The sequence below is a fragment of the Pontibacter akesuensis genome, assembly GCF_001611675.1.
Lineage (GTDB): Bacteria > Bacteroidota > Bacteroidia > Cytophagales > Hymenobacteraceae > Pontibacter > Pontibacter akesuensis.
Genome location: NZ_CP014766.1, coordinates 110,454 through 135,973, shown reverse-complemented (window position 1 = coordinate 135,973; position 25,520 = coordinate 110,454). Strand labels below are relative to the sequence as shown.

Here is a 25,520-nt window from a genome sequence, read left to right as displayed (position 1 = left end):
TGTAGTGGCTTTATAAGGGTACTCCACGCTTCTCTGAACCGGAGAAATATATGTTTGGCTCTTACTGTAGTGGGTCGGTTAGGATAAGGCAGGCTTTTTTCGGGCAGAGAGTTTACTTTTCAGCATGCCCAACAGGCGCTTTCTGATCCGGATATAAGCTGCCCTGCCCAGGCCACCGTCTGCCAGTGCTCTGTCGGGGCTGGTCCAAACGCGGGCACCGCTGCTGCGCACAATCTGGAGTTTTCCTTCCTGCAGCAGGCGCAACGCCATCGTGCCGTCTTCCCCGTCCTCCACGTGGTTTGCCGTGCCGGGCTTGGCATCCATTTTCCGGATTTTATTTTTATCTAACTCAAAGCCCTTCACCTTCCTGCCCAATTCAGCTTTGAAACCAAAGTTTACGCCCCGCACGTTAATGAACTCCCGCTCCCCGCGGCGCAATTCCACATCGATGTCAGAAAGTATGCTGTAGATCCCGAAGGAGTAGGCAGAGTGATCGATAGGGGGCACCAGCGAGTACAGGCCGTACACACAGACAACCCCTTCCTTTTCGAGTGGTGGAATAATGGCATCCACCCAGGTAGGAGGGTAGAGCGTGTCGCTGTCGCCACAAAGGTGGTATTTCCCTTTCGAAATCTGAAGGCCGGTATTGCGGGCATAGGCAACCCCCTGTTCCTTCTCTATTACCGAACGCACCTCCAGCAAGTCCAATATCTCCTGTGTCCGGTCTGTGGAGTTGTTGTTCACCACGATCAGTTCAGTGGGGTAGCGCGTCTGTAGCATCGACAAGGAAGATAACGTATGCAGCATGCCTTGCTCTTCGTTCCAGGCCGGCAGCACAATAGATACTACCGGGTCTGGGTGACTCAACCTCTTAAGTCCCTTTTTTATAGCCTCTAACCGCTCACGCGACACGGTTTTGTAATCATCGTAGTGAAAGGAATGCTGCGAAAGCCAGGACGGTACCATAAATCTCTTCGACATAATTAGCGCGGTAAAGTACAGCTATGGTTTATACTTGGTCTTATGTTTATAGCAGTGGCTCATGTTAAAATAACGCAGCACTTATTTGAGCCCCATCGATTTCCGGGCTTCACCTGAAAAGCCGAGGCTGAGAGCAGGCAAATAGGCCTCTACCGGGCCCTCAAGCTTTTTTAGCACAGCCTCCTTCTCCCTGGTATGATTGCCGGCTATACTTGCCAGTAGCAGTTCAGCCACTTTCTGCCAACTGAAATTTTGGGCAAACCGCTTTCTTTCCTGCTGCACTTGCCCGTTATCCTGCAGCAGGGCTTTCTCTATTTGTGCGATGAAAGAGGTGGGGCTGTCAGCCAGGTAAGCATATGAGCTAAAAACCTCGTTCATGGTATTGGTCTCAGTGGCTACCACAGGTCTGCCCATAGCCAGGTACTCCACCACTTTAAGCGGGAAGTTGCCCTTTGTGATGTCGTTTAGGATTTGCGGGTTTACACAGACATGAAAGTGCGCGGTATAGGCAGGAACTTCACTTGTGTGCTTTTTCCCTAGAAAGTAAACATTCGGCAACACATGCAGTTCGCTGTCCTTAAAATCCTGGTCTTCCGGCCCGATCAGCACGAAGCTCCAGGCAGGCCTGGCTTTGGCCATCTCCACCATCAACGCAATGTCTAACCGGATGCTAAGCAATGCACCGACATAGCCAATCCGGGGGCCAGGAATTGCTTTCAAGTCTTCAGGTTCCACCCTTTCGGTGGCACTGCTGTACTGCTCCACATTAAAGCCGTTGCCAATGTAAAAGCTGTTTGGGTTATACAGTTTCGCCCGCGTTACAAAATCATAGGAGTTGCATACCACGGCATCCGATTTCCTCATCAGTTCAGGCTCCAGCTTTGTTCCGTGCTTCTTCCAGTAATCCACACCAATGGTGTAGTCCCGGTCCAGATAAATATACTTTTCCGGTTTCAGCAGTTCCTTCAGGTAAAAGCTGCGGAAAATATCCTTGTCATTGATAAGTATAAACTGGGTTATGCCAAGCCTTTCGAGAGCCGACCTAATGTCATCGGCCAGGCGCTTGTTGTTCAGGCGGTTCGCCAGCGAAAAAATGCCGGTAAACGGAATCCAGTTAAGGGACTCAATGATGCTCGGTGGATTCAGTACCCAAAGATTTTCACTAAGCTGAGAGAGCGGATCTTTTTTGCTTTTGATGGCACTGATGTGGGCCTTTGTATACTTGTCTGCGCCGGATGCTTTTACGGCAGTACCCCGGGCAATGGGGGAGTTAACGTACAAAACCCTATGCGACTTGGCCAGTTCCTTAGCCAGGCTCGTAGAGGTTGAGTCCCTGTCCGTGTTAATCCGTTGTAAGCTGACAAAAACAAAGTTCATTCCAGTGTGGTGTAGTTCAAATACTAGTGCTTTTCAGGCGCCCCAATACCGGGGCTTCTGTATCAAGTACAGAAAACTCGTCTTTTAATCAGGCTGGTAATGATGCGATTAAAATGGTGGTTTTCTGTAGTATTTATAGCTTTACGTGAATTATAAATATAAGTCACTAACTTTTTTACTACTTCAACCAAAAATTATACAGCGATAGGTTTCTTGATGATTTTTTCCCACGCTTCTGTTTCAGGGTTGTACTGCTTCAGAATCCGGGCCGGATTACCCCCGACGATGGTGTAAGGTGGAACGTTTTTAGTGACAACACTGCCTGCCGCCACAATGCTGTGTTTCCCGATGGATACTCCCGCTGTGACAACAACATTCGCCCCGATCCAGCAATCATCTTCAATCCTGATTTCTGCTGTGGTGCAAGGCTGTTTTTTAATGGGAACGCTGATGTCTTTGTAGCCATGGTTCAGGCCAGAGAGCACCACGTTTTGTGCGAAAATAATGTTTTCTCCGAGGGTTACCGGCCCTATTATCACATTAAACAGCCCGATAAAAGTATTGCGGCCGATGTGCACGTGGCCCATACCGTTATTAATGACGGCATAGTCTTCAATCACAGCGTTTTCCCCGATGCTGAAGGGGTTAAAAGGCAGCACATCGAGCCGCGCCTTAGACTTACAAACAGCCCCGTTTCCCTTCCGGTGGTAAAAGGGATTCATGAAGTTGCGTACCCACCATCGGGGGCGTGCCTGGTTAGCGGGCATCAGCAGATAGAGCGCCAGTGCCTTTAGCCGTTCGTTTGACTTTATATGTTGTATGATTCCCAATATTATAATAAAATAAGCGTCAGGTTAAACAAGAAGTGGCGGATCAGGAGGCTTTCCTCATATCCTGCGCAAAGGCAGCTGCCGCAGGAGTATGGATGTTTCGTTCGGCCTTTTCCCAAGCCGCAGGCTGAGCCTTGCGGATGTACCTCAGAAATCCGGCAAACACAGCCACGTTCATCATGGTAAAGTATAGCGGAACCAGAAGCGGTTTTAGCTTATGCCCCTTGGCATCTGCCAGCCAGGCCACCCACGCAGCGGCGTAGAAGAGCAGCTGCGCCACAAAAAACCAAGTATAGAGGCCGCCCTGCAGGTAAGCAAGGCCCAGGTTCAGGGGCAGCAACAGCGCAAGCAAAGCAGGTGTCAGGCTCCAGCGCAGCACCCGGTGCGAAATGTAAAGAAACGTTACCACCGGTTGCCGGAAGGGGAGAAGCAAGGACTTCAGGCGGACCATCGACTGCCAGCCGCCGGCGCAGATCCGGATCTTGCGCTTCATTTCATCGGCCATCGAGTTAGAGGGGTCTTCCATGGCAAACGCCTGTGGCTCATACACCACTTTATACCCTTTCTCCACAATACGTAACGACTGCACAAAGTCATCCAGAATGGTATCGGCTTCGAGTGGCTGGTATAGGCTGGTCCTGAAAGACACTAGCTCCCCGGCGGCTCCCATCAAACTATGGATGTCGGAATCGCAGCGTTTCAGGAATGACTCATACTTCCAGTAAAGACCTTCCCCCGATCCGGATAAAGAGTCTAATGTCATTACTTTTTTCTCTCCGGACACAGCCCCTACGGCCGGATCCTGGTAATGCTTTACCATCTCCCGCACAGCTTCCCTGTTCAGATAGGTGTTGCAGTCGGTGAAGATTACAAATGGCGTACGCACATGCTCCATTGCCCTGTTTTCGGCCAATGATTTTCCGCCACGCGTGGCAATGTGCAGGTGTTGTATCCGGGGATATTTGGCAAGTATGGCTTCTGGTTTGTCCGTCGAGCCATCTGTGATAAACATAATTCGGAGTTTAGCTGCTGGGTAGCTTAGGGCAAGGCAGTCCTTGATTTTGCTTTCCAATATGCAGGCTTCGTTGTAGGCGGGTACGATTAAAGTTACCTCAGGCTCAAAGGGGGCAAGCGCTTCTCCTTTTCGCAGTTTCGAAAGGCTTTTGGCCCAAACCCAAGCTACTATTCCATACCCGATGTAAGTATAGAATACAACCGAAATGGCAGTCCAGAAACATACTTTGAGAAAAAGCTCCATCGTTTTTTGGTCTCTTAGGGTATAAAACATAGCACAGGAAAACCTGGGTTTACCTGTTGTGCAATTGTTGCCGGCTGCTTTTAGGCTATTTTTTACCGGTTTTCAAGCCACTTATAAAGCCGATCACAAGAAAGAGGATGGCTGGGAATATGATTATTTCGAATGGCATAAGGCTTGTTTTTAATCGTTTAAATCTGACGTAACTGCTTTCGAAGTATGCGGTGTCGGTAAAAAAGATGATTTGGTTCTGTTTAACCTGAAGAGTGCGGCACACATGCACACGAGCGCCCAGGGTAAATGAAGTATAGCTAACAGGAGCCTCCGGTTGTAGAGGTACCTTGGCAGCGCAATCAGCAAAGCTATGTTCAACGCCAACAGCAGAGCTCCCCAAAACCATGCAGGAGGGCCAAAGGAAATTAAGCTTGAGAGAAGCAAAAAGACCCCCACACACCCAATCAAAAGTACCTTTGGCAGCAGCAGTGTCTGCAGCACCTTATCGAAGTAGCCCACATTCCCAAACCGGAACAAATGGGCAGTTCCTTGCAGCGTGTACTTTTTCACGTATTCCAGCTGCGTCGACATCCAACGGGTTCGTTGCTGTGTAAACACCTTCGCGTTCTCGATTTTCTCATCGTACACATAGATTTTGTTGAGGTAGCATACTTTCTCCCGGTCTTTGAGAATGCGATAATCTAGTTCTTTGTCCTCGCCCACTGTCTCGCCTATATCGGCCAGTAGCCGCTTTAAGTAGGAGAATTCGAAAGCCATACCGGAACCGATCAGGGAGGGGGACATACCCAGGGCAAAATGCCCTTTTCTGAAAATGTGATTGCTTATTTCTTCGTTACAGGCATCGAGCAAGGCAAAGGCTGAGTCAATGTTTTTTGCCCGCCGGTGACATTGCACTACCTTATAACCAGCCTCAAAAGCGTTATTCACCTCTTCCAGTACATCGTTACCCATAATGTTGTCTACATCCAGCACCACTGCCACCTCATACAGGTCAGGGGGCAATATTCGCATGGCTTCTAAAAGCGCTTTCCCTTTCGTGCTTCTCTCAAAACTGACTTCAACAACCTTGGCACCCTTCTGCCGGAGTGCTGCAATGGTTGCGGCCTTCAGTCCGTCAGCAATCACAATAACATCTAATTCGCCACCGTAAGAATGCTGGAGCGCGGTCTGGGCACTCTCAAGTATAACCACGTCCTCGCGGTAAGCCGGGATCAGCACACACACATTCCGAAAGGTATGTGCAGGAGGAAGCTCGCCCCTTTTAAGTTTGGTATGCCCGGCTACAGCAAAGAAAAGGAGGTATGCACAATTGAACAGCAGGTAAGCAGCAGCGCCATATAGTATCGTTTGTATAAATAAATAAATCAGTGTCATACTCTAATTTTAAGCCTATTATAAGTTGCTGCTGCCTGCTTTACCTGTCAATTAACAGTAGACTTTATGGCAGGTAATGCTCATTGAATCATGAAAAATATTGGTGTCAAAATATACCGGTTTAGCCTGCTTTCGATCGGTTTATATTGGTAAAGTTCCACCACAGGCCACGGCCGATCGCCACCAGGTGTTTCCCCTGGAGCCGTAAAGCAAACTGCACTGTTTTTTTGGGAATTGCAGCCATAAAAAATATAAAGGTGCTGCTCCAGAATGGCCACCCCTTTATGTTTCTGCGGATAAATAGTAGCCGGTTACGGTTCATGTAGTAAGTCTTTAAAACCGATACCTTCCCAACCGACATTGACTCTTTGTGGTAGATGGTGGAGTTGGCGATGTAGTGGCACGTAAAACCGGCACGTTTAATCATTTCGCACCAGTCCAGCTCCTCGTAGTAGAGAAAATACATTTCCGGCATCAGGCCCACCTGGTCTATCACGCGCCGGGGCACCATCATGGCTGCCCCGTCGGCCAGCGCGGTTTGCATAGAGGTGTTGTACTGCCCCATGTCTGTTTCCTGGCTTCCAATTCCTTTGCTTCGGCCTGTCCAGGGGTTAATGCCTGTGGAACCTGCGTACTGGATGACGTTGTCGGTCCCATAAAAGATGATTTTTGGGGAGGCGATGCCTGCCTGGCTGTTATTCTCGAAGAGTTCCACCAATGGCTCCAGAAAGTCGGGTGCCACCTCAGTGTCGTTGTTCAGGAAGAGCAAATACGCTCCCTGTGCCTGCTGTATGCCCAGGTTGTTTCCCCCGGCAAAACCTAAATTCGCTTCAGATCTTATGAGCTTAACTTCCGGGTACGTCTCCACTATCACAGTAGGGTCATCTGTGGGAGAGGCGTTATCCACCACAATGATCTCTACGTTAGGGTACGTTACCTCACGAAGGGAAGCCACCATGGCACACGTAAGCGCCGCCTGGTTGTAATTAACAGATATAACTGAAACTAAAGGTTTAAGCATTAGCTTGAGCAACGGAATCGTTTAGAATTTTTTTATCCATCTTTGGCCCCAGAAAGACGAAGGCCCAGGAGACATACACTATAATTGCTGACGGCATGGCATTGATCACCTCATTGCCGTAGCTGCAGAAGAGAATGCCAGCCGCACCTGCCGTCAGAGCCATTAACTTTATGCGGAGCGCTTTGTCCTGAATGCGCCAGACAATGCCGCAGCATTTGCCAAGTATGTACATCATCATTCCAAACCAGATGATAAAGCCGACGATGCCGTAACTAGCCCAGACTTTTACCCAGTAACTATCGGGTGGGATGGTGGAAAGGTATTTGTCGGAGTTATACCGCTCGCCCCAGTAGCCGATCACGCCAACACCACCGCCAAAAGGGCGGGTATCCAGATACTCAGCGAGGCGCTCCTGGTTGTATAGTCGTACGCCTAGTGAAGCATCTTCCGGGTTTAAGGCAGTGCGCAGACGGTATATGTGGTAGCTGCTGTTGCCGATATACGTATACTTCAGGATGAAAAGGCCGGAAAGGGCCAGGAAGGAGCCAAGCAGCAGTATCTTGAAATTCTTGCTCAGGAACAGTGCCACGGCAACACCCACTACCAGGGCGAAAAGTGCCCCACGCGTTCCTGAGATTAACATGCCGTAAAAAAGTATGCCTGCCGCAGCTAACAGGAGCACCCGTATCCAAATTTTAAATGGCCCCAGTGCCAATACCAGGGCCACAAGGCAAAGGTGTGCCTGTGATGCGCCAAACTGCCCGGCATCGCTGTAAAGGGAGAAAACCCGGAGCTTTCCGAAAAGGATGTGCGTTTTGTTTGCACCGGCATCCAGGAAAGCCTGCTCACCGGTAGATAAACCGATATGCAACTGCTTAATGCCAACCAGGGCGGCCACCACCGACAGTACAATGATGATGGTCAAGAAAGAATTCAGGTCTTTGTTGGTGTTGAAAAGCATCAGGGAGAGCGGCACTGCCAGCAGCCAGTACAGCGCAGTGCCTCGCATCTCCTGTAACCATCCCATCGGGCTGGCATCTGCCGGGTTGGCCAGTTCCAGTACCGTTATCAGAAACCAAAGCAGTGTGATCAGGCAGAGGTCATTCTTTATGTTGTCCCAATCAAGTGCTTTTGAATTGCTGAAAAAAACAGCTATCCAGGTGAAGACCAGTAAACCGTCCACCAACAGGCCGTAAGGGAAACCTCCTACTTCGCGCGCTATCCCAAAAAGAAAGAAGCAGTAGATAATGGTGGCCTTCAGCCCCAGTCTGGGGTTGTAGAATACAGCAAGAACAAACGGTATAGCCACCGCCAGCAGCACCAGCATGCCTGGGACAAGTATGCCGATGTTTGCGGTAAGCCATCCGATGCCAACGGCAATAAGCGTTGCCACTGGCAGGAGAATGCCGACCGTTTTACGCTCTGCAATAAAAGCAAACTGCCTCATATCGAATCTTTAGCTACTAAGGGACTAGCGTTTTAAGGTGACGTACAGGCTACGGGTTAAGTATGGGGGTTTCTTTCTCCCATTTCCCCAGTTTCTGGTGCGCGTCTTCTGTTGGTGCCGGGCGCGTTGGCGCTGGCAACGATTTAGCAGGCGCGCCCACGTAATCCTGCACATACTGCTGCAGCACGCCGTTCAGCACAACCTCTATCGGCGCATTTGTGATCTTCTCGATGTTTTCAAATACTGTTTTGTCCGCCTGCTCCCAGGTACGGTTTGTTTGAACGGTAACCAGAATCATGTCGAGGCGCTCTAACAGCAGCACCGGGTAAACTGATTCTAACAGTGGCGGGAACTCAATAATCACTACATCTGTGCTGTTCAGGCTTCTGCCCGACATCTCAGATAAAGCCGAGTCTGAACGTACGCCATTCACCGGGGAGTAGTAGGTGGTGGTATCGAAAAGTGCATCCGGGAAGGCATGCCCATCCGGTATGAAACTCACAACCTCTATGCCCATGTTGTGCAGGCTATTGGCCAGTGCATTGGCCACTGTGGTTTTGCCTTCGCCGGAGTAGCTGCTTAACACACCAATTACGCGCGGACTGTTAGGGTTGCGCTGCTGCTGCAGTTTAAGCAACACCTGGCGGGCCAGCTGATCCTCTGCTCTTTTCACCTCATCCAGCTGCTTGGCGCTGGGCTTGCCCGTTGTTTCAGGCAGAACGCCCAGAATCGGAAAGTTGATGGTCTTTAAAGCCAGCTCTGGCTTCCTGAGGGAGTTGTCCAGTTTATCGGCGGCAAAAACTCCCGCACTTGTCAACAAAAATGCACCGAAGAAGCCAAACAGCACAAGCATAATCAAACTGGCCCCTGTCGACTTTATAGGGAAGTATGGCGGGTCGATCACCTTTAGGTTGGAAGCCATGGCAATATTTTGCTGGTTCAGCTTGCTTTGCTTCAGGCCTTCTAACTGAGCGGTATACTCTTGCTCTGCCACTTCCACATCACGCTTCAGGTTGTTGAACTGTGAGCCCAGCGGCGCCAACTCCTCATACTCTCCGGAGGAGGCATCGCGCTGTCTGCGGAGCACATCCAACTTACTCTTCAACTCTTCCACGAGTATAGTATTCTGCACGTACGTGTTCAGAACGCCTGTTATTGGGACACCTTCTGCGGTATTATTCCCTTCGTAGGCGGCAACGTTATCGGCAATCTTATCTGATACTGTCTGCGCTTCCTGCTTCAGTCTTGTGAGGCGCTCGTTGTTGTCTGGCTGGGGAGAACGCTGTAGCTCCAGCTCCATGATCTGGGTATTCAGTTCTGAAAGCTCATTCCGAAGCCGTATTATCTCCTGGCTTTTAAGGTTAGAGGCACCACGTCCGCTTAACTTGTTTTCTGCCGCCTTCAGGGCAGTAAGAGCACCGATATACAGCATCTCCACCTCTTTGTACTGCTCTTCTGCCTGTGTTTTCACTGCAGAGGAAGAAGCGATTTGCTGATCGTAGTCTACAATGTTGTTTGCCCTTTGGAAGGCCAGCAGTTTCTCCTGTGCTGATTTGAGTTTTTCATACGCCTCCTCCGTAGATGAGTCGAAGTAGCCCATGACCGATTTGTTTTGCCCCATAAACAGTTCCTCGTGCTTGCGGGTAAATACATTTATCAGGTTCTCCAACGTGTGGAACGTGGTGGCAGGGTCATTAGAGGTATAAGAAACTTTTATTAAATCACTTGCGCCCATCCGTTCGGTCATCATTTCCTCGAACGCATCCGTCGAATATACTGGGTCGCCGGAGTTGATGAGGTTATAAATAGGGTTACTGGTGTCTGCCGTGTAATACTTCCTGATGTTCCGGGTTGTTTCTTCCATCGTCTTGCCCACCAGTTTCTTTTTGAGGGAGGCAGGAATAACTTCGTGCAGGCGCTCGTATGTTTTTTCACTCACCACACTCGGGTCCGGGCCGGGCAGCATTAAATGAGAGGCTATCAGCCGTGTAATCACCTCCTCTTTTATCTCGCGCGAGTTCATGAGCGAGAGCATGTTGCCATAGGCATTATCGGCAGCTTTGGGCGCCTCTTTTTCACCATTTGCAATACGTGAACCAGTGGCAATACCTGTATAAAGCACAGTGTCTGAACTATAGAGTTTGTCCTGGTCGCGGGCAAAGAAAAAGATGGATATAGCGGTTATCAAAGGGATAGCCAATAGAAGCAACCAATTCCGGCGCATCAGTCTATTAAAGTCTCGAAGTGTCATTTGGCGTCGTTCATTAAGTTATAAATAGTCATCCCTAAGCGCTCTTCCAGCAAGAGGTAATTGGTCAGGTAAACGCTTTTGGCTTGCTCTAATGCCAGGCCTGCTTTGCTGTAAAAGTCTAATACCTGCATCTGCTCGTCTACCTGCAGTTCGCCTTGTCTGAATCGTTTCTCCGCGATTTGCTTGCTGACTTTGGCGGATTGAAACGCATCCTGCGCGTTTTCCATGACTTTTCGGGATAGCACCAGTTCCTGGTACAGCGTAATGATCTGCTCTCTGATTTCGCGCTCTGTCAGCTTTTGGTCGGTTTTAACCTGTTTCAAAGCCAACATGCTTGCTTTGATCTGGCTTTTGCGGTTCACAATGCTAAGCAGGGGGAAGCCCACGTTTACGCCTACATTGTAAAATGCCTGCACCGGCAGCACAAAAGGGTTCCAGGGGTTGGATATCTGTTCGGCATCTGAGTACCGGAACCGGGAGCCCCAGTTGTAGCCACCGCCAATGGATATACCCGAAAGGATCTGCCGCTTGCTCAGCTTTATTTGCTCTTCCGCCAGTTGCTCCTCGGCATCGAGCCTTTCCATTTCTGCGGCGCGCGCTATGGCAGCGTTGTACAGGAGCGGAAGCGCAATGTCCGGTGAGTTGAAGAACAAATCGATTCGGGAGCCTGTGGTGTCTGGCTTGGTTTGGCTAAAGGCTAGCAGCACGTACATAGCAAATAGCACAGTTAGAGAGAGTTTTTTCATCAAACGTTTTGTTTTTGAAACAATGCGGGTAAAGTTTTAAGGATTATAAGGATGTCTTTTTTCATGGAGTATTCCTCTGCATATTCAATGTCCAGGGCTTTTCGCTCATCCTCCGACATGTAGTGCCCGCCACGCCGGCTCACCTGCCACAGGCCCGTTATTCCTGCGGGGGCAATAAAGCGGGCGGCAAACTGGTCGGTGGTGATCTTCTCTGCCTCGTAGAGTGGGAGCGGCCGGTTTCCCACAATCGACATGTCGCCCCGCAGCACATTGTACAGTTGCGGAAGCTCATCTATACTTGTGTTGCGCAGGAACGTGCCCAACCTTGTGATGCGCGGGTCATTGGCTATCTTAATGAACGCCGATCCGGAGGTGGCTTTTTTTGCTAGCTGATACTCTTTCTCACAGATGGATTTGCCTTGCATGTCAATCAGTTTATTCAGGCACTCGGTGCCTGCGCTGGCGCATGCCGCGCAGAGGCCCCCATCCAGTGCAGCATCAAAGCTATGCCCGGAGGTGTACTGGTTTTGCCCTTTAACAGACTCCAGTAAGTGCTCGGCGTCCTGCCGCATTGAGCGGAACTTCCAGAACTTAAAGATTTTATAGCCGGTACCCACCCGGTAGGAGTAATAGAACACGGGACCTTTCGACTCTAGCTTTATCAGGATGGCAACCAGCAGGAACAGGGGAGAGAAGCAGATCAGAGCCAGCGTAGCCACAATAATATCGAAGGCGCGTTTGCCGGACAGGTTTCGCCTGACTGATAAATTCGTGTTATGCTGTACCCGCTCGCTCGTTTGCTGCCGCGACAGAAAACGCAGGCGCGCCACCAGCTTTTCTTTGTCTCTTGAGGGGTGGAAGATATCTTTGATGCCTGCTTTCTGAAACACCTGCTGCAGTTTGTGTGAGTAGGATTTATTTGCCAGCCAAAACACAGGTGCTTTAACATTAAGCTCCTTGGTTAACTTCCGGGCCAGGTTTAAGCCCAGTGAGGAAGTCAGGTCCGCAGAGATAAGGATGGCATCGTAGTAGTTGCCCTGCGAAAGCCATTTCAGCAACTGTTTTACATTGCTGAAATGCTTCACATCCAGTTCTTTCGCAAGGGCATTCCCAAAGTTGCTCGCTTCCTGAAAGTCAGGACAAAAATAGGCTACTCTTCTTTTCATCTGGAGGAAGGGTTTACAACTTGATTCTCTTGAGCATGTTCTTAATCCGGATATCAAGTTCTTCCGGATTGAAAGGCTTTACTATGTAGTCGTCGGCCCCATGTTTTAGGCACTGAATCTTGGTACGGGTCTCATCCTTGCCAGATAGCATCAACAAGGGGATGTCTTTGTGCAGGGTGCTGGCCTGAAGTTGGATTATAAATTCAAGGCCATTCATAAAGGGCATATCGAAATCAGCTACAATGCAGTCGATAAAATGCCCTTCCTGTAACCAAAGCATGGCTTCCTGGCCATTCGTTTTGACCACTACCTCATATTCTTTTGAGAAAAAATGCTCAAGTATTAATCCGATAGATGGTTCGTCGTCAACGATTAGAAGTCGCTTTTTCATAATGCTCCTGGTGTCATTCATTAAGCTCAGAAACCTGGCTTTGAAGTATAAAAAATAGGTCTCTTTTGCTTTACTGCTTACCCATCAATGTCATTTTCACTGTTAATGCTGTTCATGTTTGCCTAAGGGTACATTTAATATCTAATAAGTCAATTTTATATCGCTATTGTTAAAGTAAATCTTTAAGAACCTATTAACGCAGGATATTTAGATAGGTTTGTTTATGTAATATGTTTATTTTGTTATATCTGATTCCGCGCTTGCACGGGCAGTTTTTTTATGAAAATTTGCACCTGAATAAATGCATTTATACTTCAGAGCGGTCTATAAATGTCACTCTCTTATTCCCAAAGCAGGAAAAAGAGAACTGAAAATGCCTGTAGATTATGTTAGAAGGAGAAGGTGATGGCATAGCGGGTAAATCCAGTTACATCCTGCTAAGTAGTAGCACAGGGGTTTGCCTGAAGCTGCTCTTCAAAATCTGCCACAATAGCATTTGTGATGCTGTAGAGGGTGGAAAGCAATGTATGGTTGGCAGCAATGTTCAAGGCTGAGGCAGCGTTCTGCTCAATTTCCTTCAACACGTCCGTGGCTTTATGGACTCTTATATTTGAGAAGATGGATCGTAGACGGTGTGTAATATGGCCTACACTGCCCCAGTTTTCGGAGTAAATGGCGTCGGCCAGGCTGGTAAGCTGCTGAGGTACCGAGTTCACGAACAGAAGCTGCATCTTTCGAACAAACATAGGGTCGTCCATTAAACTTCCCAAGCCAGAGAAGTCATACAAAGCTTGCTGTGCCGGACGCGCTGCGCCATTTTCTGAACTACCGCTTCTGCCCGTGTTTCTGCAGATAACCTGGTACAAGTCTTTTTCACCGTACGGTTTGAACAGCAAGTCCTGAAACCCTGCTTGCCTGTAGCGTTTGCTGTCGATGTGCACATTTTGGGCAGTGAAGGCTACGATGGGAGTACTTTGGTTTGGATAGGGCAGGTGCTTTATATGGTAAGAGGAAGTATAGCCCTCCTCGTCTTTCAGCCCAACGTCCATCAGAATGAGGTCATACGGTTTTTCGCGCGCCTGCTTTAAAATTAGTTCGCTGCTGGAAGCTACATCCAGCAGCACACCCCAGGAGCGAAGCAATCTGGACGCCAGGAGCAGGTCTGTAGGTTCGTCTTCGGCTAAAAGCACGCGTACTCCTTTTAAGTTGCCATGGCCATTCTGTTCTTCCGGGAGAGGCTGCTGTTGCACTCGTTGCTCATCGGGTGCTTTCGCCTTCAGCAATGCGTTCTGGGGTATATCAGGTAACTTACCGGCTATGGAAAGAAGTGCGTTGAGGTGGGCTTCCTGGTCTTTTGAGAGGCCTTGCTTGCGGAGGTGGTTGGCCATGCTTAAAATAGCCTGTGCAGAGGCGCTAAGCTCCTGCCGTACCTCGTTAAGATAAGTTTCCTGCGCTTCGGGTTGACTGGCCGCAGCCTGCAGGGCGTTTTTACAGCTGGAGATATCAAAAGAAACGGAAATCAGGTATCGCTCCCCATTCTCCAGCACAATCGCATTCTTGATAGTATGGTACCAGGTTTTAGATTCGCTGTCCGTTCTGTACGATTCCTCAAAGCTAGCCGGGCTATTGCTCTCCATCACTTCCAGGTCACGTTCAAAGGCATAGTCATTAGGTAGCTTTCCTTCTGCAAGCAGGGTTGGAAGGGGCACTTTGTGCATTTTGGCGAATGCAGCATTGGCTATAACAATTTTGCCCTGCCGGTTTTTGATATAAATAGGGTTGGGGTTGGCCTCTAATACCTGCTTTGTTAGTTCCATCGTGCGCCGGGTGTAAGTAAAAGAATCGTAGAGTACCCTTCAGGGTCTGTTATCCGTGTGTGACAGGATAAAGACTGTACGCGGCAGCGACTTTCTTAGTTAGGTCAAACTAAATCATTTATTTGTTTTATCCTGTTATGGCGAAGCAGGAGCAGCAGTACCTGCTAGGGGATCAGGCAAAATGGTTGCTATACTTATTGAGTTATCCCCTATAGCTGATCTGGGGTTTGACTGGCTAACGCGTGTACCTGTACAAGCTTGTTGTACAACTGTTGTGGATGGAACGGCTTTACGAGGTAATCGTTTACCCCCAACGTTAGTAATCTGCAAATCTCCTCTTTGTTTGCAGTGCCTGTTAAAGCCACAAATGGCACTTGCAATCCACTGTTCCGCACCTGAGTGATCGTCTCAAACCCATTCATGTCGGGCATGTACAGGTCCATCAGCACCAGATCGTAAGAGTTTTGTTTAAGCTTTTCGAGGGCCAGTAAGCCATTCTCGGCGGTGTCGGTAAGTGCTCCCCACTTACGCAGGAGTTCGCTTGTCACCAGGGTATTCATGGCGTCATCATCGATCACAAGCACACGTAGCCCCTCCAGGCTGCAGTTGCTTTGGTACTGCTCCGCTACCGGGGGAGCAGCCGGTGCCGCGGCTCGGCCATACTTCAGCCTTACCTTAAAAACTGATCCTACACCTTCAGCACTGGTCAGCTCTATTTCGCCTTTATGCAGCTCAATAATTTCTTTTGTAATGGACAGGCCAAGTCCCGTACCGCCAAACTGACGGTAGGTAGAAGGCCTGGCCTGCTTATAGCTTTCGAAAATGAGCTGCTGGCAATCCTCAGGGATGCCGATGCCTGTGTCCTCCACCGCAAACTCGAGCACACAGTCACTATCCGACTGGTACACCACATCAACCAGGAGCCGGACGTAACCTTCTTTCGTGAACTTAAGAGCATTGCCAATAAGGTTGTGCAGTATTTGCGTTAGCCGAATCGGGTCACCGGACACTTCCTCCGGAACCGACTTGTCCAGGTGAAGTTTGAAATCTACCTGCTTTTCCAGCGCCGTTGCATAGAAAGATTGGTGCAGGTTGTGCAGCAAATCCTTAATTCGGAAATCTTCCACCTCTAGCTCCAGTTTGCCCGCTTCAATTTTGGAATGGTCGAGCGAGTTCTCACTCAGGGAAAGCAGGTGCTTAGCCGAGAAATGGATAGAGTTTAAATACCGCCGGTGATCGGGTGCCAGGTGCTGGTCCTGCAACGCTAAGTAGGTGAGGCCCATTATGGAGTTAAGCGGCGTTCTAATTTCATGGCTGTAGAGCGACATCAACGCATTTTTAGCCTGTGTCACTGCTTCCGCTTTTTTCTTTTCAAGTATAAGCTTGCCTTCCTCGGCAACTTTTTCTGAAACATCCTCTATGCTGCCAACAACACTTATCAATTTATCGCCCGCACAGAGAGGTTTAAACTTCAGCTTCAACCAAACTTCTTCCGGACCACGGTGTAATTTTGAAGTATACTCCGACTCCTGCCGCAGGTGAAGGGCACAGTTCCAGCAGTCAGCGAGCTTGCCTTGGTCAGCTTCGGTGAAGTATGGAAGCAGCGCATTAAAGTCCAGGGCCTCTGACGGAGCGGGTATCTGCAGTAATGTGTAGGTATTGGGCGTGCAGATAAAAGACTGGGCTTCTACATCATACTTCCAACTACCGGCTTTGAGCAGTTTCTCAGTTTCCAGCCACAGGTCATTGGCATAGCCGTTGGCAGCGACAGACCCGGCGGCGGCACTTTTTTCTTGTGCCGGTGCCGTGTAATCTGATACCCATGCCTTTTGAGCCGGGGCTTTGGAAGGGACAACAAAGTAAAATGTTTCTTTGCCCACCTTCTTTAACAAAGATAAGAAGCTGTCATCAAACACATTGCCCGTACTGGTGCCGGCCTGGTAACCTGTAGGCTGCGGAAAGTCTTTTTCAGGCTTCGTGGCTGGGGTGAAGTTGATCTTTGATGAAGTTGTGCAGGGATTGGTAGAAAAAGGAGCCGCATCACGGGCAGGGCTTACCCTGTCTTTCCACCACTCTTTCAACTGCCCCATTGTTGACTCACGCATAGTATAAGGATTTACTGCTTGCCGTATTTCCGACAATATATGTAATAGGTATAGGAGAAATTTCTTAGCTAAAAATCTCTGAAACAGTTAATACGAAGCCAAATCAGTTCTAGGCTATGAAACTTCGGTAAATCTAAACTGTAGCTCATAAATTGAATTTTTTACTTGTATACTTGGATATATTTGCAATAGTTACGGCAAAACAATCTTGAACTTTAACCTGAAGAATGATGAGACGCCACGAGATGCGGGGAGCTGGCTCAGCTTGACTGTTAAAGGTGCTTTAGTTCGTCAGAAAGAGGATTTGAGGAGGTTTGTTGTATACTGATTAACCGTGTGTCGGTCAGGGGAGGAGTGGGGAATAAGTATAAACAAAATTTAAAATTAACAGAATTTTAACGCAGCTCTGTTTTTGTAGGGCTCAGAAAGGCGTGAAGATAGGTGTGCTGGTTAAGGAGCCAGGTGTGCCTTTCGTACGGTAAAGTGTACTGGAGGAAATATTGACTTACACATGGAACAGTAGAGTTGAGAATGCATGGCTACAGCGACACTGCAGCACCAAGAGTCTTCATTCGGAAGCGATAAGATGTTAGCTTATAAAAAGGAGATAATAAAATAAAAGACCTCCAGAGCAACAGCTCTGGAGGTCTTCAAATATGCTTTGTGCAAAGCCTGCTTGTGTAAGGTAGATTTAATGCAGGAGCGCTATGGCTTTATAGTTCAAGAACAATTTTCTGTGTGAACACTTTTGAGCCTGTTACCAGCCGGATGATGTATACCCCACGGTCAAGGCCCTGTGCCTTTAAGGTAAAGCGATTCAACTCTCCCGCGTTCACGCTGCCCTTGTAAAGTTGGCGAACCAACCTGCCTTGCAGGTCATACACTTCCAGTGACACTTCCGTGGCAGCTGCCAGCGAAAACGCAACCGTGGCATCTGTCGTGAACGGGTTCGGATAAGCCGTTAAATCTGCTGGTGTCTCGCCCATACTTGCATCTGCTCCATTGCCTAGCAAAGCACTTGTGCTGCTGCTACTCAAAGTCACGTACGGGGAGAGGTGCTGCCCTGCGATGGGGCGCTGCAGTTGCCCGTTGGGCAGCTGCCAGCCCACGGCCAGGTTGTCGCCTCCCCAGCTCTGCAGGTGCAGGGCCTCGATGTAGTAGCGCTTTCCGGCCTCCAGGGTCACCTTCACCGACTGCTGCGTGTCGTACTTGTCCCACTGGCGGGCGCTGGTCCAGCCGGCGGAGTAGGCGATGCGCGTCTTTCTGGCCGGGTCCTCCGAGGAGCTCAGGTAGAGCTCTGCCTTGTCGTCGGCGGCGATCCAGAAGGTGTACTGGCCCGTCACCGGCGCCGTCACGTAGCCGCGGATGCGCTGGCCGTAGGTGGAGCCCTGTCCCGAGGGGGCCTCGAAGAGCGTCTCCTCTGTGGTCTTTGTCGGGGCGGTGCCTACTGGCACGTCGGCCACGCTCGAGCCGCGCACGCTGGCCCAGAACTCGCGCGTGATGCTGCCCGTCTGCCCGGGCGCCGGTGCCGGCACTGGTGCAGGCTCGGGCTCTGGGGTTGGCTCCGGGGTTGGTTCTGGTGTAGGCTCCGGTGCTGCAGCAGTTGAGCCGAATGGGGAGAGGTGCTGCCCTGCGATGGGGCGCTGCAGTTGCCCGTTGGGCAGCTGCCAGCCCACGGCCAGGTTGTCGCCTCCCCAGCTCTGCAGGTGCAGGGCCTCGATGTAGTAGCGCTTTCCGGCCTCCAGGGTCACCTTCACCGACTGCTGCGTGTCGTACTTGTCCCACTGGCGGGCGCTGGTCCAGCCGGCGGAGTAGGCGATGCGCGTCTTTCTGGCCGGGTCCTCCGAGGAGCTCAGGTAGAGCTCTGCCTTGTCGTCGGCGGCGATCCAGAAGGTGTACTGGCCCGTCACCGGCGCCGTCACGTAGCCGCGGATGCGCTGGCCGTAGGTGGAGCCCTGTCCCGAGGGGGCCTCGAAGAGCGTCTCCTCTGTGGTCTTTGTCGGGGCGGTGCCTACTGGCACGTCGGCCACGCTCGAGCCGCGCACGCTGGTCCAGAAGTCGCGCGTGATGCTGCCCGTCTGCCCGGGCGCTGGCGCCGGTGCAGGCTCAGGCTCTGGGGTTGGCTCCGGGGTAGTCGCAGCGTTCACTGCAAAGCTCTGTCTTACCGGGTTGGCGGCACTATAAGCATCATTTCCGGCCTGCATTGCCTCCACAGTTACCGTTCCGGTAGCAGTAAGGGTGATGGTGTTGCCTGAAATAGTAGCTGGTCCTGATACAATTCTAAAGCTTACCGCTAATCCTGAAGAAGCGGTAGCGCTAACAGTGAAAGGCGCATCGCCCAAAACCTTTGCAGCAAGCGGAGCAAACGTGATCGTTTGGCTTGCTAGGGCTGGCTCTGTTGTGGAGCTGCCAGACGCGGTGAAGAAAGCTGGTGCGCTATTAAGCACAATGCCGGTAGAAGCCTGTGTTTTGGTAGAGCCGGTGGAGGAGTGGTTCCAGTCCTTGCGCTCCACGGTGCCTATGTTCCAGGAGGAAGGGAAGGAGTACGTAGCACTGGCAGTCTCGCTTTTATCAGTCAAGGCCTTGGCCCAAAGTACGTATACAAACTGTCCGTCTTTTTTGAAAGCGGCGCCTTCCATACTTGCAGGCATGTTTAACGCCGAAGTACGCCCGGCATCGTAGGTATAGCCCTCCAGCAACTGTGAGGTGGTCTTGTAGCCAATTCCCTCCTGGTTTATTTTTTCACTTCCTGGGGCATCTCTTTTCAGGTTCTCATACAAGCCCATCAGTTCATAAGAGTTCGTAAGGCTTACGGTCTGGTCTGCAGGGGGAGCATCGATGGTTTCAGCAGCGGCATAGATATGCACCTGCTTCACGTTGTTTTTCTGTGCCAACACCAATGTTTTGATGCCAAAATTCCGCTGCATTTCGTCGCTTCCATGGTGGTTGCCAGATGATCGGCGGCTAACATTGGTCTCGGTGATGATGAGGTCCTTTTTGGGATAAGTAGAGCCGTTGTAGCCATACTTGTTCAGCACCTTCTCAAAGTTGTTTTTGTGGCCGATGGCCTGAGCTGCAGCATTGTCTGAATTGCGGGTATACACAAAGCCACCGTCTTTCCAGACACTCATGAAGTAGGCAGGGTACACGTGGTAGCTTAGCAGGTCGAAATAAGCACCTCCTTTATTCGGGTACTGGCTGGTAACGGCACCGCCGTTCGGGTTATCAGTGTAGCGCAGTAGGGCATCGAGGTATTCAGGATATCCTAATCCGCCTGGTGTTACGTAGCTGTCCGGGTTATACTTTTTGATCACCTCATAAGAGATGCGCAGCATGCGGATGTAGTGGTAGAATGGAGCCCGCGTGTTGGGAAGTTCAGAAGGAAGGGGAGCGCGGGTAAGCCATTCAGTGGCATTGGCGTGTGTCAGGTCAGGCTCGTTTACAACTTCCCATACCTTCACGTAAGGGCCGTAGGTCTGCACCAGCTTGTTCACGTACTCGGCGTAATAGTTGTTCTTGTTCACAGAACCATCTGAATTCCAGATGGGCTCGTAAAGGTTCGCGAACAGTTTGGAGGGCTGGGTGCAGCCAGGGTAAACAGTTTTATCCTGGTGCGCATCAGAAGGATTGCCGATGAACACGGTAATGCCCTTCATGCCCAAGTCGTTAGTGTAGTACTGGAATTCCTTCAGGCGGATCGGCGTGCCCCATTGCTCAATAAAGTAATCTGGCAACGATGCCCGTACGGTGTTCACGCCCGCATTACTCAAAACGGTGGCAATTTTTTTGTCGTCCCATCCATTCGAAAAGTAGCCCATGTTACTGCCATAGCCGAATTGTTCGGAAAAAGGCTTAACAGAGGTGTTGGCCGTTTGGCTTGAATTAAGTTGCGCATGACCCGGAAAGACATACAAGTAGCTCATCAAGAGGATGATAAGCGATTTAGTAGTTAATTTTTTCATGTTTGGCTAAAAATTGAAAAAGTTAATTTGTACTCTGTTTATATGTTATAACTTCTGATTATTTGTTCTGCTGTTAATCGTTTCAGTGCCGTAGTGACATTTGTAAAAGCAACGCAATTTGCAGGAGTGTTTAAAAAGTGATATTTCAATTAATTTAAAAAATGACAAAGTAATCCTATGGTTAAAGCGGATGCTTTTACCAGGTTGTAATAATTAATCCAAAACAGGATATCAGGTGTTAAAACGTTAGTTGGATTAGGCTTTGAATAAGCATTGAATCCAGTGTTTGAGTGGGTAAAACTATGAAACAAATTCAATATGCAAGCTTTACAATAAATAAATTTAGTGAATGAAAGTGCAAAAATAGATATAATGCATAATTAACTTTGCAATGAACAATTAGAGTCTTAAATCTTAATTTATGTAATGAAATCCCAAGGTCTTTTATGATTTTTGTTCAATTATATTGGCCTAATGAAATATGTTGTGGAAAAATGGGGCAGACTGTGGAATTGTATATTTAAGCATACTGAAAAGAATGGTTTTTTACGTGGAATTGTATAATAGGTATATTTTGGCTTGCTGCGGAGCATTTTTGGTTGATGGAAAGCTTGTTTAAGAGTAGAGAAGAGAGAAGGAAGAGCACCAGAATCATTTAAGCAGGATATAAAGGAAACTAATGAGCCGACCTGCTTCTAGTACTTTGATGATAGCTCCGCACAGGAGTTGTAGAGAGTTGAATCCTAGGCGATGACCTACTCAGGTAATGTGTAACCTCAAGCTGAACTATCAAACAACAGTAGCAGAACTCGGGCGAAGCAACCGCAACCAGTCCTGCAGCGCTATACATGCAGGTACTACGGGGTTAGGTTAGAACTCTGCCGAGTTAACAGATGAAACTTGCTATGCCACAGAATAAAATGCACTAGCTTGCCTGCAGTACTATAAAGCGCGGCCATTGTATTTGAAGCTACTATATTAAGTACAGGATATTAATAAATGGCGATGAATGATGGCAAAGAAAGCGCTGCTGGTGCTACCTTATTTTCTAAGAGGGGCACACTTTGCCCATTACTGCCACAGTTTTTCAGCAGACGCCAGCTGGCTACCGAAACAAACAGAAGCAGCTGTGCGCTCTGTTTAGTAAGTATAGAAACAGCTGGGGCGCCTGAAGCAATTACTCCTAAAAGAGGGGAAGAAACGTGTAGGTCTACGGGAGTAAATAGCCTTATTTTATCGCCTCCACCCGGAGGCAGGGCTCTTTGCTGGAGTGGTAGTCCTGTGCGGGCGGCGTGCTTACGCTGGTAAAGCCTACCTGCCGCACCAGCGCCGACAGGGTCTCGCTTGTGTATCCCCAGTGGTGGGCATCACCGGGAAACCGCTGCCAGCCGAAAATGCTGTGCATGATATCCTGGTTTCCTGCCAGAAGCTGCTCGATATCTTTTCCGAAATCAGGGCATTCCATCACGAGCACACCGCCTGGAGCCAGCACACGGAACCACTCGCCAAGTACCCGCTCTGCCTGAGGGCGGGGGATATGCTCGATCACATGATACGTTTCGATGCGGGTAACACTGCCATCCGGGCACGGCAGCTTGGCTATATCGCAGCGGTAATCAGTAGCTGCCGACCAATTCATGTCGATATTCACAAAACCGTCTAAGCGTCTGTTTCCACAGCCAAGGTGCAGTTTCAGTGGCTCCTTTGGCCAGTGCAGGCGCATATAGGAGGAAGGAATTCTGGAGATGTTGCGGGCACTCCGCAAAGGCGCTTTAATAGCTTCGGGCATTTTCTGAGCAATGTTCATCAAGTTGAGCGGGTTTGTTGAAGTATGAATTATGCGGCAGCACCTGTTGAATTCTGCCTTAATTGCCAATCTGATTAAAGCTTCCGTGCCTTTCCATCCTGCCTCGGCCTTACGTTCTTCTTCATATAAGTTACAGGTTATTACGTACCTATAAGCTAAGTAGGGTCTTATACTTTGGTTTTTATTACTTTGTTATTTCTCCTATATATAAATAACTATACATCATAGCACATGCTCTTTTTTCTGTGACTTTCAAACAGCCTTCGGTCGTGCAACCCCGTGCCGGTCAGGAGGGCTGCACAGGCGCCTCATAGATTTCCTTCAGGCGCCAGGTTGTCCAGTCGTGTCTCCAGAACACCTCGTAATAGAACCAGTCTGTATCCTGTACTTTGTCGACGGCAGGTAGTGTCTCATTTACGGCGGTAAAAGTTTCTTTATTAAACTCACGCTGGACGAAGCGTGGCGGCTCCACTAAGTCAAATTGGTTGTCAGCGTTCACAAGCACAAAGCCGTTGGTGTGTTTGTGTTTTATGTATTCTGCTTTGATTGCCGCTATGTGCTGCTTCAGAAATTTTAATTTCAGTAATGTATAGCTATCCTTAAACCTCATATTTCTTGCTTCTCTACACAGCATCTACGCAATCTGGCATCAAAAGCTTATGGCGCAGGAGTGCCGCAGACACAAGTTCCGATGACAAAGACAGTTATCTGAGCATCTTCCGCTGCGGCTCGTGTTATCCGCTACTTATCGGCATGCAATTCGGATCTGTTGGGCAAGCAAGGCGCGAGCCTCTATAGGCCGCAGATGACCAGCGTAATTTGAAGAAACCGTCTTTGGTACGGCTGGGGTGCCGAAGCATGCGCACCTTTTCCTCTTCCGGCATCGGCTCAGTTGTAGGTGGGGAGGGAGCAAAAAGAATCAACTGTTTCACCATTCCGGTGGGGCGTCAGCAGCTACCTGTAAGGCATTTTTGCCTCCCATGGAGTGCCCTACAAACGTGTAGTTGGCGATGCAGAGGTTCCTGCAGCACATAAACGGCAAAGCCTTGCATAGAGGAGTTGAGTAAGCCAGGCGCATCGCCGAAACCTGTTAAATTCAGCGGCTTTAAGCTGGCAGTAAAACCCTTCTCCTTGTGTGCCCCATGCATAGGCTCTGTTGCATAGCGTCATTTCCCCTCCGTCTATAGTTAATCAATCTGCAGCGAATACTTCCTGCACCCACCCAGCATCGTTAAAACAGGCACAAGGAGGCTTTGTTGAGGTCTTTCCTACTCTACGTTCTATATTCGGAGGACATTATTGAATAAAACTGACAAATGTCAGCGGCCAGAGCGCCCAAAGTCATTCCTGAGGCAGGCCGAATCCTTCAATTTTGCAGAAGTAACCGGAAGTTATAAACGGTAAAAGCAACGGATATGAAAATGAGCACGCAGCAAGAGAGATTGGTACAGAAGTATAACGTTCCGGCCCCACGGTACACGAGTTATCCCACCGTTCCGTTTTGGGATAACGAGAAGCCTGCAGCCGACAAATGGATGCAGATGGTGCAGCGAACTTTTGCTGAATCGAACGCAGAGAAAGGCATCAGCCTGTACATTCACTTGCCGTTTTGCGAAGCCCTGTGCACCTACTGCGGCTGTAACAAGCGCATCACCAAAAACCATAAAGTGGAAGGAGGATACCTGGAGGCGGTGCTGAAGGAGTGGGATTTATACTTGCAGCAGTTCCCGGAGAAGCCGGTAATCCGGGAGTTGCACCTGGGTGGCGGTACCCCCACGTTTTTCAGCCCTGAAAACCTGAGCCTGTTGCTGGAAGGAATTTATGCCGGGGCCGAACTGCACCCGGAAAAGGAGTTTAGCTTTGAGGGCCACCCAAACAATACCACCACCGAGCACCTGCAAACCCTCTACGACCTGGGCTTCCGCCGCGTGAGCTACGGCATTCAGGATTTTGATCTGAAAGTGCAGCTGACCATCAACCGCTTCCAGCCTTACAAAAATGTGAAGCACGTGACCGACGAAGCCCGCCGGATCGGTTATGACTCGGTGAATTTTGACCTGATATACGGACTCCCGTACCAGACGCTGCAAAGTGTGGGTGAGACGATTGACAAGGTGGCCCAACTGATGCCCGACCGCATTGCGTTTTACTCTTACGCGCACGTGCCTTGGGTTAGCCCCGGCCAGCGCAGCTATACGGATAAGGATTTGCCGGACAACGTGGAGAAGCGGGCGCTATACGAATTGGGTTTACAGAAACTGACAGCACTTGGCTACACCGACATCGGCATGGACCACTTCGCGCTTCCACACGATCCGCTTTACAAGGCCATGCAGCAAAAGGAGCTGCACCGTAACTTTATGGGCTACACCACCTGCCAAACCGATTTGATGATTGGCCTGGGAACCTCCTCTATCAGCGACGCAAAGTATGGCTACATGCAAAACCTAAAGAAAGTAGAAGACTACGAAGCAGCCGTAAACAGAATTGAACTGGGCATCTTCAAAGGCCATTTCCTGACAGAAGAAGACCTTCGAATAAAGGAGGCCATCCTTCAGATTGCCTGTAACGGCGAGCTTGAGCTGGAGGAGCAGCTGATTGCTATACTTCCCGCAGATACTTTTGCCGCGCTGGAGGAAATGGAGGAGGAAGGGCTGGTGCTATTAGGCAATAATAAGCTAATAGTGACACCAAATGGCAAAGCCTTTATTCGCAACGTCTGCATGGTATTCGACCTGCGGCTGAAGCGCAATGTGCCTTCTGAGTTGCAGGTATTCAGCAAAGCGATATAAGATAAACAAGTATAACTATAGGAGACGCCCAGGCTGTGCCATCGCATTGCCTGGGCTTTTTTAGCTTTATCCCTAGCTGGCGCAAGTCTTCAGGCCTGTGTTTTATCATGGTGTCTGGTTTGCTACTCGACTGGCTGGCTAAGCCACACTTGTATAGCAGCGGCTTTACTTTTTCAGTCATAC

17 protein-coding genes are annotated in these 25,520 nt (G+C 49.6%); 1 reads left to right on the top strand and 16 read right to left on the bottom strand.

Going from position 1 to position 25,520, the window contains the following annotated elements; translation table 11 throughout:
• Positions 1–78 precede the first annotated feature (78 nt).
• The 16 genes from A0W33_RS00570 to A0W33_RS00495 form a co-directional block, all read right to left on the bottom strand.
• Positions 79–981: a glycosyltransferase family 2 protein gene (locus A0W33_RS00570; RefSeq protein WP_068836357.1), complete on the bottom strand. Its 903-nt coding sequence runs from the start codon at positions 979–981 to the stop codon at positions 79–81.
• Positions 982–1,062: 81 nt separating this feature from the next.
• Positions 1,063–2,358, bottom strand: coding sequence for a glycosyltransferase (locus A0W33_RS00565; protein WP_068836356.1), 1,296 nt, complete (start codon positions 2,356–2,358; stop codon positions 1,063–1,065).
• Positions 2,359–2,552: 194 nt separating this feature from the next.
• The gene (locus A0W33_RS00560) at positions 2,553–3,188 is read right to left on the bottom strand and encodes an acyltransferase (RefSeq protein ID WP_068836355.1); all 636 of its coding nucleotides are present in this window, start codon (positions 3,186–3,188) and stop codon (positions 2,553–2,555) included.
• A 43-nt stretch (positions 3,189–3,231) separates the two neighbouring features.
• On the bottom strand, positions 3,232–4,446 hold the full coding sequence (locus tag A0W33_RS00555) for a glycosyltransferase family 2 protein (RefSeq protein WP_068836354.1): 1,215 nt from the start codon (positions 4,444–4,446) through the stop codon (positions 3,232–3,234).
• Between the two features lie 180 nt (positions 4,447–4,626).
• Entirely contained in the window at positions 4,627–5,832 is a 1,206-nt protein-coding gene (locus A0W33_RS00550) for a glycosyltransferase (RefSeq protein ID WP_068836353.1), read from the bottom strand.
• Between the two features lie 121 nt (positions 5,833–5,953).
• Positions 5,954–6,853 carry a glycosyltransferase family 2 protein gene (locus A0W33_RS00545; protein ID WP_068836352.1) on the bottom strand — a complete coding sequence of 300 codons (900 nt, stop codon included), beginning with the start codon at positions 6,851–6,853 and terminating at the stop codon, positions 5,954–5,956.
• On the bottom strand, positions 6,846–8,300 hold the full coding sequence (locus A0W33_RS00540; protein ID WP_068836351.1) for an O-antigen ligase family protein: 1,455 nt from the start codon (positions 8,298–8,300) through the stop codon (positions 6,846–6,848). The genes A0W33_RS00545 and A0W33_RS00540 overlap by 8 nt, the downstream gene beginning before the upstream one ends.
• Before the next feature lie 49 nt (positions 8,301–8,349).
• The gene (locus tag A0W33_RS00535) at positions 8,350–10,488 is read right to left on the bottom strand and encodes a GumC family protein (RefSeq protein ID WP_068836350.1); all 2,139 of its coding nucleotides are present in this window, start codon (positions 10,486–10,488) and stop codon (positions 8,350–8,352) included.
• Positions 10,489–10,547: 59 nt separating this feature from the next.
• On the bottom strand, positions 10,548–11,297 hold the full coding sequence (locus tag A0W33_RS00530) for a TolC family protein (protein WP_068836349.1): 750 nt from the start codon (positions 11,295–11,297) through the stop codon (positions 10,548–10,550).
• Positions 11,297–12,463: a sugar transferase gene (locus A0W33_RS00525; RefSeq protein WP_068836348.1), complete on the bottom strand. Its 1,167-nt coding sequence runs from the start codon at positions 12,461–12,463 to the stop codon at positions 11,297–11,299. The genes A0W33_RS00530 and A0W33_RS00525 overlap by 1 nt, the downstream gene beginning before the upstream one ends.
• Positions 12,464–12,476: 13 nt before the next feature.
• The gene (locus tag A0W33_RS00520; RefSeq protein WP_068839851.1) at positions 12,477–12,854 is read right to left on the bottom strand and encodes a response regulator transcription factor; all 378 of its coding nucleotides are present in this window, start codon (positions 12,852–12,854) and stop codon (positions 12,477–12,479) included.
• A 437-nt stretch (positions 12,855–13,291) separates the two neighbouring features.
• Positions 13,292–14,671, bottom strand: a complete 1,380-nt coding sequence (locus A0W33_RS00515; protein ID WP_068836347.1) for a response regulator — start codon at positions 14,669–14,671, stop codon at positions 13,292–13,294.
• Positions 14,672–14,880: 209 nt separating this feature from the next.
• A complete protein-coding gene (locus A0W33_RS00510) occupies positions 14,881–16,776 on the bottom strand; it encodes an ATP-binding protein (RefSeq protein WP_082815084.1) in 1,896 nt (631 codons plus the stop codon).
• Between the two features lie 713 nt (positions 16,777–17,489).
• Positions 17,490–20,738, bottom strand: coding sequence for a PA14 domain-containing protein (locus A0W33_RS00505; RefSeq protein ID WP_068836345.1), 3,249 nt, complete (start codon positions 20,736–20,738; stop codon positions 17,490–17,492).
• A 1,228-nt stretch (positions 20,739–21,966) separates the two neighbouring features.
• A complete protein-coding gene (locus A0W33_RS00500) occupies positions 21,967–22,545 on the bottom strand; it encodes a class I SAM-dependent methyltransferase (RefSeq protein WP_068836344.1) in 579 nt (192 codons plus the stop codon).
• Between the two features lie 286 nt (positions 22,546–22,831).
• Positions 22,832–23,155, bottom strand: a complete 324-nt coding sequence (locus tag A0W33_RS00495; RefSeq protein WP_068836343.1) for a hypothetical protein — start codon at positions 23,153–23,155, stop codon at positions 22,832–22,834.
• Between the two features lie 811 nt (positions 23,156–23,966).
• Between A0W33_RS00495 and hemN the strand changes: the two genes are divergently transcribed.
• Positions 23,967–25,337: an oxygen-independent coproporphyrinogen III oxidase gene (gene hemN, locus A0W33_RS00490; protein WP_068839850.1), complete on the top strand. Its 1,371-nt coding sequence runs from the start codon at positions 23,967–23,969 to the stop codon at positions 25,335–25,337.
• The last annotated feature ends 183 nt before the right edge of the window (positions 25,338–25,520 follow it).